9 protein-coding genes and 2 pseudogenes are annotated in these 13,869 nt (G+C 31.8%); 5 read left to right on the forward strand and 6 right to left on the reverse strand.

The window, feature by feature from the left end:
* Nucleotides 1-71: 71 nt before the first annotated feature.
* Together HOY35_RS00910 and HOY35_RS00915 are read right to left on the reverse strand one after the other, a co-directional pair.
* Nucleotides 72-500: a DUF4395 domain-containing protein gene (locus HOY35_RS00910; protein WP_172210143.1), complete on the reverse strand. Its 429-nt coding sequence runs from the start codon at nt 498-500 to the stop codon at nt 72-74.
* A gap of 39 nt (nt 501-539) precedes the next feature.
* Entirely contained in the window at nt 540-3,197 is a 2,658-nt protein-coding gene (locus tag HOY35_RS00915; RefSeq protein ID WP_172210144.1) for an LPXTG cell wall anchor domain-containing protein, read from the reverse strand.
* A 497-nt stretch (nt 3,198-3,694) separates the two neighbouring features.
* Between HOY35_RS00915 and HOY35_RS00920 the strand changes: the two genes are divergently transcribed.
* Nucleotides 3,695-4,702 carry an aldo/keto reductase gene (locus tag HOY35_RS00920; protein ID WP_172210145.1) on the forward strand — a complete coding sequence of 336 codons (1,008 nt, stop codon included), beginning with the start codon at nt 3,695-3,697 and terminating at the stop codon, nt 4,700-4,702.
* Nucleotides 4,703-5,062: 360 nt separating this feature from the next.
* Here the strand turns inward: HOY35_RS00920 and HOY35_RS00925 are convergent, their stop codons facing one another.
* Nucleotides 5,063-5,434: a helix-turn-helix domain-containing protein gene (locus HOY35_RS00925; protein WP_172210146.1), complete on the reverse strand. Its 372-nt coding sequence runs from the start codon at nt 5,432-5,434 to the stop codon at nt 5,063-5,065.
* A gap of 142 nt (nt 5,435-5,576) precedes the next feature.
* Between HOY35_RS00925 and HOY35_RS00930 the strand changes: the two genes are divergently transcribed.
* Both HOY35_RS00930 and HOY35_RS00935 read left to right on the forward strand, forming a co-directional pair.
* Nucleotides 5,577-6,764: an NADH-dependent flavin oxidoreductase gene (locus tag HOY35_RS00930; RefSeq protein WP_172210147.1), complete on the forward strand. Its 1,188-nt coding sequence runs from the start codon at nt 5,577-5,579 to the stop codon at nt 6,762-6,764.
* Nucleotides 6,765-7,206: 442 nt separating this feature from the next.
* Nucleotides 7,207-7,638: a hypothetical protein gene (locus tag HOY35_RS00935; RefSeq protein ID WP_172210148.1), complete on the forward strand. Its 432-nt coding sequence runs from the start codon at nt 7,207-7,209 to the stop codon at nt 7,636-7,638.
* A 41-nt stretch (nt 7,639-7,679) separates the two neighbouring features.
* Here HOY35_RS00935 and HOY35_RS13570 read toward each other — a convergent pair whose 3' ends face one another.
* The gene (locus HOY35_RS13570; RefSeq protein WP_172210149.1) at nt 7,680-7,808 is read right to left on the reverse strand and encodes a DUF3173 family protein; all 129 of its coding nucleotides are present in this window, start codon (nt 7,806-7,808) and stop codon (nt 7,680-7,682) included.
* 477 nt (nt 7,809-8,285) lie between these two features.
* On the opposite strand from HOY35_RS13570, the gene HOY35_RS00945 reads away from it, so the two are divergent.
* Nucleotides 8,286-10,280 (forward strand): hypothetical protein, encoded by a 1,995-nt coding sequence (locus HOY35_RS00945; RefSeq protein ID WP_249641439.1) that lies wholly within the window; start codon nt 8,286-8,288, stop codon nt 10,278-10,280.
* A 131-nt stretch (nt 10,281-10,411) separates the two neighbouring features.
* Here HOY35_RS00945 and HOY35_RS00950 read toward each other — a convergent pair.
* A pseudogene (locus HOY35_RS00950) lies at nt 10,412-11,365 on the reverse strand (tyrosine-type recombinase/integrase); the annotation flags it as partial.
* A 173-nt stretch (nt 11,366-11,538) separates the two neighbouring features.
* Here HOY35_RS00950 and HOY35_RS00955 point away from each other — a divergent pair.
* The gene (locus HOY35_RS00955; protein ID WP_172210151.1) at nt 11,539-12,720 is read left to right on the forward strand and encodes a DUF262 domain-containing protein; all 1,182 of its coding nucleotides are present in this window, start codon (nt 11,539-11,541) and stop codon (nt 12,718-12,720) included.
* A gap of 49 nt (nt 12,721-12,769) precedes the next feature.
* Here the strand turns inward: HOY35_RS00955 and HOY35_RS00960 are convergent.
* Nucleotides 12,770-13,737: pseudogene (locus HOY35_RS00960) on the reverse strand (IS30 family transposase).
* Nucleotides 13,738-13,869 lie beyond the last annotated feature (132 nt).

Below are 13,869 nucleotides of genomic sequence, written 5' to 3' on the forward strand. Positions count from 1 at the left end.
GGCATATAAAAGCTAAAAAGCATGAAGATTAAATCATGAGGGCTGGACTTATGTCACAGCCCTTTTTAATATTAGCTTTTATATTTATGCTTATTTCGGTAAGTAATATATTGAAATCTAATAAAGCAGCCAATACAAAAGCCTAATAATGCGATAGCTGCTGCTAAAAGTACTAGGGCAGAAAAAATATAACCGAGAATATTATAGCTTAGCAAAAAACTAAAGAAAGCGATGGCTAGAAAGGTTACTGCAATTTTTTGATTAAACTTTTGATCTAAGACGTCCTCCTGTGGGTATTCATTACCATTTTGCTTTAAAAAAAGCTTTCTAATTTTCATGATTGGATTGAAATTAAATAATAATCCTAATAATCCTGATATTAAAGGTATAAGCAGGAAGAATTCATTTCTAAATAACCATGAAAGTAAAACAAAGCCAACAATTGAAAATTGATTTGCTCTTACTAACGGTTGCGGAATTGTTGTAATTTTTGATGTCATATTCGCTCCTAATAGTTATATATAAAATATTTTTAACGCTTAGCTAATAAAATTTATTTTTTTATTAGCTAAGATAAATAATAATGAAGCTGTAAAAAGTAAAAATAAACCAGTTATCATTAGATCATAATTTTTAGTGGCTACAGTTTTAGGTAAGCTATCTTGTAGTTTTTTATCGGGTATTGTAAGTAAATTTTGTAGTTTATTTCCAGCATTTAAGCTATTGGTTTTTGTATTGATTATTTTTATAGCGTTTTTGCTTTCTCCTTTGGTAGGATTTGGTGCTTCAAGATTGGCTGGCTCGTTGTATTGTGGTAAATCTTTACTTGTATGGATTGTTAATACAATATTTCTACTAATTCCTTTGACTTCAATATTTCCTGTATCCTCATCATAAATGATTTCCTTGACATAATTGGAATCGGCGTCAGTAGTAATTGCGGTAATGGAATAGCCCTTATTAGGTAATGCATTAAAGTAGGCAACGTTATTAATAGGTGCAATATTTATCGAATTTAATACAAAGCTGTTAGCTGTTTTATACTGCGTATGATAATTCCAAGTGATTGCATTTGGATCAGCCTTGGCTGTCACTTTGTATAATCCATTCGGAATTGACAGTTGATAGTATGACGAAGGTAAATATATTGTCTTGTTGTTTTCATCATAATATTGTTTTTTTCTAAATGAATAAATTGTTGGCTTTAAACCACTTACTTTATCACCTATTACTGGAAAAATTTCTTGATTATTACCAATGGTTTCGATCCATTCGATATATTCATAGCTTTCATCTAAATTGAAAATTTGACCATCATTCTCGCCTGAGGCTGCTAAAACCTGATAATCATAAATCACTGGTTTTTCTTGATTTTTAACATGAATTGTCTGTGAAGCCGTTGCTGGCTCATAGTAAGTACCATTTATTTCGCCGCCTCTAAATTCAGCAGCTATTAGATAATCTCCAGCTTGAAAGCTACTGCCATAGCCACTTGCAATTCCATTAATATTGGTTAAGCGAGAACCCGGTGCGGCACTATCCTGCTTAAAATAGATTTTTGCATCATTGATAGGGCTGCCGTATTCATCAATTAATGTTGCAGTATAATCTCCAAAGGCTGCAGGCTTATCTGCAGTCAGTCTAGAACTATCTCTAAATTTAATCGCCAAGGTTAAGGTTGCTTTAACGGGCGTGATATTTTCTATTTCTAATACTTGATTGACTTTCTCACCAGCTCCATTAATAAGCTCAAAATTATAAGAGCCATTTTGATTTATTGTTAATTGATTGTCATTTATTGGTACGCCGTTGACGGTTAAGCTTTGAATACCCGAGACACCAGTAATCGCCTCTGTCGTTATCTCTATTTTATGGACCTTATCTGTAAAATTACCACTTACCGCTAGCTGCGGTTTTATTCTATCAGCCGATATATTTATTTTTTTTTCAATTACTCTATCAATCCCGTTTTCAACAATAATTTTAATTTCATATTTTTCAAAAAGACCATGCCTATTTTCAAATTCTTGTAACGGAATTAAAACAGCTTGTTCTGTTTTTGGCAAATCTAAATAATTAATTTCATTTATTAATTCATTATTAATAAAGATTTTTGCATTTTTGATGCCATTATACTGATCACTAAATTTTGCAGCTAAATCTGTATTATTTGATTCATTAATCCATGCACTATCTGTTTCAATAGGTGTCCCCTTTAATTCAAATCCAACAATCGGATCGCTGGTGTACACTGCATTAACAGTAACCTGTTGATCACGGGTGATATTATCAATGGTTAAAATGGAGGTTGCTGGATCAAAGGCTGCGGTAGCCTCTTTTTCAGCTGATAATGAAACACTGGAAAATTCATAGCCCTCTGAGAAATTTATTTTAAACTGTGCTGTCGGGGAGCTTCCCGTTCTAGTAGTTACAATTTTGGGTTCGGTATTTTCCCACAAAACACCGACTGATGCTTGAGGAGAAATGAGATAGCGCCCTTCAGCTATAGTCAATACTTGAGAATCAGACGGTAAATAATAAGTGCTTTCTGCGTAGTAACCAGCTTGTCTGACAGAAACAACACTTCCAGAACTCAAATTTATAATTTCATTGCCGACTACCTTATTCCAAGAAGTAGAAGTATTAATGTTACCTATTGCAAATTCCTGCCCTTCATTGGTACCTAAAATTTTGCCATTACTCACTGTCCTCAAAGAAGGGGTTGCAGATAATTCTGTTGGTTGTGCTTGTTTTATAACGGATATTTTCGGTGCATATACAATGTCGTGTGGCGCAAATTGTATTTTATTAATCGTACTGCCACGATACTCTACTGAAAAAATGTAATCACCCGGTTGGCTGACAGAATAATCAAAGGTGGCAATCCCAGCTGTTCCAGTGGTGCGACTGTATCCATAAACGCCATTTTGCAGAAATCGGATGCTGGCGCCTTTGATTGGTTCACCATCTGAGGCTAGTAATGTTGCTGAAACTCGAAAGGTTGGAATATCTTTACCGTTCTCCAATCTTTCAGCCGAAATTGTTAATTTGGTTTCTACAGGCGATTCTTCGGTGGTATCTCCCTTAACAGCTGTGCTGCTAATCAATATTGAACCGATATTTCCTATAAGTAATAACGATAGCATAATCAAATGAACTATCCTTTTGCGAATCTCCTTACCTGCTGACTTATTCATAAAATATCCTCCTACCCAATAATTAATTAATATTAGTATTTTTAAATTACTAATTGCCCTTCAGCTTATCATGGTCAGAATAATAAGGATAAAAGATTCTTTCTATCAAGTGATTGAATTTGTCAGCTTAAACTATCAAAATGATTAATAACAATTGTTTATTTTCAATAGTTATTTATTATATTCATGTATTTGCTTAATTAATTTTATTAGATAAAGAGTAACTATCCTTTTGATAGATTTTTTATATTATTATTTCTTAAAATTTAAAAGAAAATTTTTATTTTACTTGCTTTAAAGTTCACTTCAAGGTTTAGAATTAATAATGTGAATGGATTGCGCATAGCAGCGCGTGCAAGCAATCAAAATTGATGTATAAGACTGATGAGTATTTATCCAAGTGAAGTAACTAGCGGGGAAATTATTAATAATTTGAGTAAATCATTTTTGAAATCGTCTATTTATTGTGTTGTATTTTAAAGTGTAAGGAGAAGCGTATGATATATGAAAAATTAGGAAAAACCGAGATTAGTGTTTCAAAGCTATGTATTGGTTGTATGAGCTTTGGCAAAGCAGGGACGATGTTTGATTGGACCTTGGATGCTGAACAGAGTGAGCAGATGGTTAAGCACGCTTTGGATTTAGGGATTAATTTTTTTGATACTGCTAATGGCTATTCAGAGGGTACAAGTGAGATGTATCTAGGTAAGGCCTTGAAGCAAAATATTAGTCGTGAAAAGGTAGTGATTGCCTCTAAAGTTTATTTTAATCCAGGTAGGCTTTCAAAAGAGGCGATTAATACTGAAATTGAAGGTACCTTAAAGCGTTTAGGAACTGATTATTTAGATCTCTATATCATTCATAGATTTGATTATCAGACCCCAATTGAAGAAACGATGGCGGCATTAGATGAGCTAGTTAAGGCGGGAAAGGTACGCGCACTTGGCGCATCTGCAATGTATGGTTATCAATTTTACAATATGCAATTGGCTGCCAGAGACAATAACTGGACGCCGTTTTCTACAATGGAAAATCACTATAATCTTTTGTATCGCGAAGACGAACGCGAATTGATTCCGATATGTAAACAAATGGATGTTTCTCTAATGCCATATAGTCCCTTGGCGGCTGGTAGGTTGGCGAGACCTGCTTGGGCGGCAAATACCCTCCGTAGTCAAACAGACCGGGTCGCTAAAGGTAAATATGATCATACGAAAGAATTCGATTATCGCATCGCTAATAGAGTTAAAGAATTAGCTGACAAATATGCTGTTACCATGTCCCAAATCGCATTAGCTTGGCAATGGGGGAAGGGCGTTACCTCGCCAATTATTGGCGCAACTAAGCTGAAATATATTGACGAGGCAGCTGATGCCTTTAATGTTAAATTAACAAATCAAGATATATCTTATCTGGAAGAATTATACGTACCACATAAAATTATCGGTGCAATTGATGAGAACCCAGCTGAAGGTGTAATTTTGTTAGATAAAGCTGAAAAATAAGCTGAAAAATTTTAACGGAGATTCGTATTAACTCTTAAAAGTTAAGCCGTATAAAATAAGAAAGTAATCTAAAAATGTCGTAAGGCAGTAAAATTATTTTTTAACATTCATTTTCTGAGCTTTAGAATCGTTTTGACTGTATATTAATTACTTAGGTATTAGCTGCTGATTGCATTTTTTCCTAAGGATAGAAGAAATCGCTACAAAATAAATATATCAAGGATTAAGTGAAGCTAGAATATACTTTTTTATTATTGAGCATGTCACCTAAAATGAGTATGCTCAGTTTTAGTGCTATCTAAAGGATAAAACCGTGCTTACGTTTTTTTATTTTTATATCAATCCCGATTTTTTAATAATTTACATATGATTAAAGCCGTCATAATTATTAATAATTTCGATTTCTGTTCCCTCATTTTTTATCTCTGAGGCTCTCTTTTCGCCCCATTCAGACATCGACACTAAAATAGGTTTTAAACTTTTACCTTTTTCAGATAAGCTATATACAACCTTTGGCGGAACCTGTTCATGGACAGTTCTAATAATTATATGATCAGCCTCAAGCTCTCTTAATTGTTGTGTTAACATTTTTTGAGTAATATTTGGAATTTTTTTTCTTAGTTCATTCGTTCTTAATGAGCTTTTTCCTAAATGGCATAATATAATTGGCTTCCATTTGCCGCCAATAATCTTTAGAGTGAATTCTATTGCTAAATTATATTTTTCTATCATTTTCTCTCCAATTTATAGGTACTTTTTAGTGTCTACGGCACTTTAAAGTACGTTCTTACATTATTTTCTTCATAGCTTTATACTAGCACATATAAGAACAAGAATAAAAATGTTCTTAATATAAATATGAGGAGTATATGCTATGTCAAATTATCATTTTTTAGAATCATTTACTTTTGAGAGGGGACTACAATTAAAAAATAAAATTGTTATGTCTCCTATGACCACAATGGCAAGCTTTTACAATGGGATGGTTTCGGGTGATGAGCTCAATTATTATGAAGCAAGAGCTGGTGGTCCTGGAATGATTATTACTGCAGTTGCAAATGTATCCGCTAGTGGTAAAGGCTTTGAAGGTGAATTGTCTGTTGAGAGCGATGAGATGATCTCAGGATTAAAAAAATTAGCAACAACGCTAAAAAGTAAAGGAGGTAAAGCAATCCTTCAAATATTCCATGCTGGTAGAAAATCAAATTCAAAAATATTAAGGGGTGAACAGCCTGTTAGTGCTAGTGCAATCGCTGCAGAGTATCCAAAGGCTTCAGAAATTCCTCGAGCATTGACAGAAGACGAAATTGAGGAAATTATTTTAGACTTCGGAGCTGCGGTTAAACGTGCAATTATTGCTGGATTTGATGGGGTGGAATTACATGGCGCAAATACCTATCTTTTGCAGCAATTTTATTCAGAAAATGCTAATCAGCGTACAGATAGTTGGGGTGGGTCACGTGAAAATAGAATGAAATTTCCTATGGCTGTTATTTCTGAAGTTAATCAAATTATTGATGAATTTGCGAATCGCCCATTCATTTTAGGCTATCGAATTTCTCCTGAAGAAATTGAAACGCCGGGCATTCGTCTGGAAGACTCCCTGTATTTTGCAGATAAAATTAAAAATCATGTTGATTATATTCATCTGTCTATGGGGAGTTACAAGCGAACTTCTTTGAATGATAAAGCAGATATTATACCAATTTTAGAAAAATTTTCTAAAGTGATTGCAAATGAGGTTCCTTTAATTGGTGTTGGTTCAGTTGAAAAGCCTAGAGAAGCAGATGAAGTTTTGGAGTATGGTGCAGATTTAGTGGCGATTGGGCGAGAATTATTAAGAGAGCCACAATGGGTGCAGAAGGCTATGGCAGGCGATGAAGCAAGTATCCGTACAAAGATAAGCCCATCCGATTTAGCTGAACTAAAAATTCCTGATATAATGCAGATTTATTTGAAGGCTGCCTTTAATAGTGTGATGCACTTTACGACTGATACAAATCAAGTGATAGATTATCAAAATGAGGTTGCACCAATGGAGGGCTTTGAAAAGAAACTATAATCAATGTATTTAATCTATGTTCTATTAGCTTAGTTTTTTACTATTGTGATTGAATCGTTTGGTCTGGTATATAAATCATACTATTAAAAGGTTATATGAAGATTTAGCATTCAAGGGGAATTTAATTGATATACCAGATTTTGAAGCTATTGGAATTGATGAAAAATTTGCTATTGTTGATAAGGAGGATCTAGCAGAATAAGAATAAATTTATTTCTGTTGAACAGGTAAATAATTATGAGTCACTTATTCAATTAGATAAGGCGATGTGATAGCGATATTCAAAGTATAAATATTGTGAGTTATCATGTATTTGATAAAATTAAGGGTAGTTAATTTAGTTATGTGCTTGGAAAAATTATTCTTCATTAGTTTAAATCTTGTATTTAAAAATAAAGATAATTATAATAAAGCTTGATAAGAAAAAGCTAAGGAGAATAAAATGTCTAAATTGCAATGGAATGATGAAAATTATATCAATCAGATCAAAAAAGAAGCTGGTTATAGTTCTGACTCTAAAAACCTTACAGTTATGAAAAAAGGGAATTTTCTTCAAAGAAGACTTGGATTGAGTGCCCTCTTTCTCTCTATGTATAATTTGAGTATTGAGAAAAATGGTTTATTGTTAATCAAAAGAAGTAAGTATTCTCCACAGCTTCAACCATCAAAAATGGTGTTTATTGAGAAGTCGCAAATTATAAAAATTAATTTGAATAAAAAAATTGGTGCTCTTGAGTTATTATTAGTAATGGAGGATTCTCCCAAAATTGAATTTAGATTAAATGATAAAAACAACAAATTTATACCTTGGCAAGAATTAGGTATTTCTGAGTTGGAGAAATTTATTGCTAATTGCAATTCTCACCTCATTTAATTAAAGTAATTTATTCCAATAGCTAATCAGGAAAGACAATGTTATTTTAATTGTTTCTCTTGCTGTATCATAATTTGCTTGGATTGTCTAATAATCATGGTGGCTGTGTGATTTGAATAATCAATTTTAACAAGGTCATCTTTGGTTATCGTATCAGGGATACTAATCACTCCTTTCGTTTTTGTTCGCTTGACATAATCAGATGGTCTAGGAAGCCCTTCAGGAGGTTACCTCTGCTTAAACTCTGAGTAGTAACCCAATGCGGTGAAGTATTCAAGGTAGGAGTATCACTATACTCATGTATCTATCAAGGCTATTTGAGCTTCCTAGGTGAAACGCATGTTTCATTGGAAGGAGTTAGCTGTAATCCGTATGTATCAAATGAGTTTATCGCACTTTCCTTTAAAGCAGAAGGTATTAGTATTAAGAAAAAGCAACCAGCGTAAATATTAGTAGAGGTATTCCATAATGGAGTACCTCTTATTTTAGTTTAATTCAAAATTAACCAATTGCACTTGATTTTTTGTAAAGAAATAGGCTGTATTTCTTTACAAAAAATCGAGTTTAGCAAACGAAGTGCGGTAGTTTGTTATACAATTATGCTATCTTTAGTTGATAAGTAATGGACATTAAACAAGGAGGTTGAAATGAATAATAATTTTTATACACGAAATAGACAATTTGACTATTTAGATTATATGAATGAATTAGATAATCTTGGGCGAACAAAATTTTTAGAGAAAACTTTTGAAGAAGCAACTCAAGACATAGATATTTTTCTTGCTAAAATTAAATCTCTTGGTCTAGAAATTAAACCTTACTCAATTTCTAACTATAACAATCCGCTTTTAAAATATTATAACAAAATTTTTTCTGAAAATGTGAATAATGAAATAAAAGAAAAGATGAAAAGTCATATACATCAAGTAAATCAATTGAAAAATTTATTTATAGAGTCTAATAAGTCTATAAACAAAGAAATTAGCATGACAAATATAGATTCAAAATATATTGTACCAATGTTCATAATTTTTTTGGAACATAATTTAGAGTTGTTTATTAGTGATAAAAATTTAGATATTAGCATGGAGCAAAGGATAACTTTATATGATAGCTATATTTCCTTTTCAGCTACTATTTTAAAGTATTTTTTTCATAATATCTCTATGAAAGAACAATCTGGGATAAATCGAATTTTTTCGGAGAAAGATTTATTGTGGAATATTAATGTATATTCAAAAGCTAGAGAGCGAGATAATTTAATGGATGCTTTTGAATATTGGAAATATTCAAAGATAGAAATAGAAAATTCAGAAAAAAAAATGTTGATTGACTTTATTGATGAAGATTTTAATAGAGCAGTTCTTGTTTCTAACTTTAGATATAAAAATTACATGAAAAATGTTGAGTCAGATATTGTGGATTATAAAATAAGAAGCGACAGGTATTTCACAAAGCGTTTGTCTGAAGAGGAGTTGTCGATTTATTTATCAGAAACACTATGTCAAAGGTATCTAGGTGAAGACAATCTAAATCAAATGATCTTTGGTATAGAATTAAACAAATGGTTAGATGGAATACATTTTCTTCAACATGAAGCGATGCTATATCTTAAAAAGAAGAAAAATAGAAATATATTTTCTGTACAAAATTTATGTATAGTTAAAACAGAATTTAAATGGATTAAAGGGCTGATTAGTTTTTCTAAAGAAATAAAAAGAGAAGAAGCAAAAACTATATTGGGGAAACTTACATTTGGTGAACAATCGAAAGATCTAATTGACGCACCTCTAATCAAAGTTCAAAACCAATTAATATTATTACCTACTCTGGCTAAATCAATTCGTCCATTATCGGCAGTTTTATCTATGTTTACTAGGATTGAAGATGAGGAAAGGAAAAATCAAGAAGATATTGCACTAAGTTTTAAAGGAATCGAATTTGAAAAACGCTTGAAACATTTGATGAAAGTTAGTAATAATATTAACGCTAATCGTTTATACATTAAAATGCATAAAGAAGAAATTGAAAGGGAAATTGATTTAGCCTTTGTTCTAGATGATGAACTTTTTTTAGTTGAATGTAAATTTTTTAATCAACCCTATACTGTTAGAGAGCACGCAAAAACTAATAAGAAAATAAAGAATTCTATAAAGCAATTAAACAAAAATGCTGATTATTTTGAACAAAATATTGATATAGTTATAGAACAAATGAATTTGAAAAAGGACACATTAATTAAAGAGACACATCGTATACTACTCACTGCAAACATTCTAGGAGAAGCTGGTCAACAAGAAAATATATTGATGATTGACGAAGCCTCGTTTAATGCATTTTTATTGAGAAATCCTCCAACGATTTCTAATTATAATGGGAATATCCAGGAGAAGGTCTATTTTAATAAAGGGAAAATGTTTACTGGCAAAGTTACAGCGGAAAAATTAATCAACTTTATAAAATGGCAACCATCTGTTAAATCCATGAAAAATATGATAAACAAAGCTCTTGATTCAGATGGAGAAATAGATTATTTATGCTGTCAAAAAAATATAGAAAGTTTTTTTGTAGGAAACGATACGAAAAAAAATGAACTACTAGATAAAATTTCTGGTATTTATGAGGAATTATTATCTGATTAGAATTTCTAGAAGTAATAATGCAAACTGTTATCAAAGTGTTATCATGAGCCAAGAAAAAGCCTAGAGAGCCCCTATAAATAAGGAATCTCAAGGCTTTTTATCTTATTCCCACTCTACCAACCAAACACTCATTAATGCTTTGATACAACACGCTTCTTACTTGTTGAGTACCATTTTGGCGGTATTTTTGGCGGGGTATTTTTCTTTAATGCTTGATTGCCATTAAAGGCTATTTTTGTTTTTTCTGCTGTATTAATTTTGATATTACCAGCCATAAGCTCAGCAACATTTTCATCTGCACCACTCCATAAATGAGCGTAGTGCTTTAAGGTAATTTCTGGGCTAGAATGCCCTAATCGCTTGGATAAAATTAAAACAGAGACATTAAATTCATTGATAAGGTAAGAAGCATTACTATGCCTTAAGCCTTTAGCTTGAATCCTTTTGATACCTGCTAAGGTTGCATATCTTTCTATGATTCTGGCAAGTGTTGATTTAATCATCGGTAAGCTATCATAAGTAAAGATAAAATCTGTTTCATTTCCAAGTCCAATAGATTGTTGACGTTTTTGCCAATCCTTTAAAATTCGGATTGTATCCTCATCTATTGAAATGATTCTTTTGTCATCTACCGTTTTTGTATAAGCATTTCTAGTCCATTCTTTACGATTTTTAAGAATGAGCATATGATGAACTCGTAAACGTTTATTTTTGAAATCGACATCATCCCACCAAAGAGCAGCACCTTCATTAACTCGAACACCTGTCATATAGTAAAGCCATAGCATGACAAAATTTAAGTGTTCATATAAATCTGAGATACAAATTTGTGAAATAACAGCTTCAAATTCTTTTTTAGTCCAATATGGAACAATCGCTTTGCCTTTAGGTATTGCCTTAATTCTCATAGAAATATTTTCATTCAAGAACTGCAAAGTAACAGCATAATTAAGCGATTTACGAAACATGCCATACATCAATGAACCGTATGCCTGAGAATAATCACTTTGAGTTAGTAACCAAATATGATAATTCTCGCAGTCTAGTACAGTGATTTCTCGCAATTTCTTGTCGGCAAAATGGTCAGTATTTTGTCTTAATCTACAAAAAGACAGCAACGAAAAAGAATAGTTTAGATATTAACACTCCCAAAAAGTAGCTGCTACTTTTAGCTGCTACTTTTTTTATATATACAAAGCTGTTGATATCTGTTATTATGGTATTTGTAAAGAAAAAAATAGAAAAGAGGTTTTTCGTCATGGTTAGGATTAATAAAAAAATAGTAGCTGCTGTTGGATTTAACCCGACAAAAAAAAGCCATCAGTTGAGTATTTTAGACATGTGTAAATATATTAAAATAAATAAAATTACATTACCTTTATATCAAAGAGATTTGAGTTGGAATGTACAAAAATCAATAGCATTATTAAATTATCAACTATTCGGAAAAGCACCAGTTGCACCAATATCCATTAATCAGATGAGTACGAGGATAAATGCGGTTCCTCAAGTCTCTTTTATTAATAGGGAGCTTATTGATTCAAATCAAATTGAAGCAGATCATCAATCTGTAGTTGACGGACAACAGCGTTTGTCTACAAATTATAAAGCATATACAAATCATGAAGATTTTAGAAATATATTTCTAGACGTATCGGCTGCGAAATTCAAGATAGTAGACGGTAGTATAAAAGATTACCATGTTCCTGTTGGAGTAGTTTTGAATGAAGATGATGGAGTTTTGCTGCGTCATCTCCAAGAAATAGATCTTGTACAAGAGCTTTTCCCTATTTTAACGCAAGTTAGAAGCAAAATGATGAGCTATAATTATACAATTAATATTGCTGATAATTTGACAGAGGATGAACAAATTGAGTGGTTTGAAGTGCTAAACAACGCTGGAAGTAGAGTTTCGGCTTTACAAATGAGTTTTTCAAAGTTGAAACTCCACGATTTTGATATTTACTCCGACTATGTTTCTCCCTTTAAGGAAAAAATTCAAACATTTGGATATGATGAATTATTTTCACCGTTTACAACAATTGTCTCTTATCCAGTTGCTTCTCTAAATCCTGCATTTGAAAAAGTTAAAAAAAATGGGCAACATAGTAATAACTACGCACCCATTCCGTCAGATACTAAGGAATCTCAGATAACTAAACTAACTGTTGACGATTTAAAAAAAGTTATTGAATTATCTTTAGGCGGTTTAGATAGAGCGTTATCTTTTATACAAAACAATGACTTAGAAGAATTTGTTGACAGAATGGATTATATTTTATATTTAGTTGGATATTTTATTTTTAATGATAACTTGGATATAAAGACTGAAGAGAATTTAGTTATGTGGATTGAAAAAATTGATTTTAGCAATAAATCAAATGGGGAAAGACGGAATATTTTTGACAAATTAATTAATAACATCTTTGATGAAGATTGAAACGTTAGTTTTTATTTACTAAGGAGAAGATTTCGTGTTAGATAGTAAATTACAAAAGTAAGTTAGCCATTTCTGATAATTCCTTTGGTGACTTATAATTAAATATTTTTCTAGGATAACTGTTTATCCAATTTTGTATTTTTGTCACAGCCTTTGCTGTGGTCTTTTTATTTCCTTTTGGTAACCACCTTCTAATCATTCTGTTTACATTTTCGCTTGTGCCTCGTTCATAAAAATCATATGGATATGCAAAATAAATTGGACAGTCAATCGCTTCCTCCAATCGCATAAATTCAGAACCATTATCAGCCGTAATCGATTTAAATTGATATTATCTCTTTAGTTTAATTATCTCTTGGTTAACACTTTCAGTAGTTTTATTTGGAATTAGCCGAATGATTTCATATTGGGTTTTTCTATCTGTTAACGTTAATAATTGTTGTCCTTTTTGATGATTTAAAATAACTAAATCTATCTCAAAATGTTCAGCTTCTACCCTTTGATTTGCTTCCTCAGGTCTTAAATCAATCGAAAACGTTCCTTTTTTTCGTGGCATTTTTTCGATGACTTTGCCCTATTTTTTCTCTTTTCTAGGATACAGTAAATTTCTTTTAGAGATTTTTGAAATCCAGCCTTTATCAATCCAAGAGCAGATGGTGCTGAAAGATGGCATCGTATGGTCTTGTCTAATGATTTCAGGCGAGATTTTATCTAAAATCATTTCTCTGATTTTTGTTTCTTTTTTAGCCGTCCAATTGTCTGTTGCGCCCACCGCTTTGCGTTTTTATCATAATTCTTTTGAGCAACCTGCCAAGAGTATTCCGTTTCACCACCAGAATAGGTTAAATCAATCCAGCCTAGTTTGATTTCATTGTGAATGGTTTTGGGAGCTTTACCGAGTCTTTAGGCGATTTCTCGATTACTTAGTTTTTCTTGATTCTTCCACATACCAATTAATTATCGTTCACTTTTTGTAATATGTTTGCCTTTTGTGATACTATTAAAATGCATTCTCATATACTCCTTATTTTGTCGTTATTATAAGTGTACACGAGGATGTTTTTATTTTGGCTAGAGTGGCTAACTTGATACTACAATATGTAAAATTAATAATTAAAAAAAAACACCTCTTGACAATATAAAAAAGCT

The sequence above is a fragment of the Enterococcus sp. MMGLQ5-1 genome, from assembly GCF_013155265.1.
Taxonomy (GTDB): Bacteria; Bacillota; Bacilli; order Lactobacillales; family Streptococcaceae; genus MMGLQ5-1.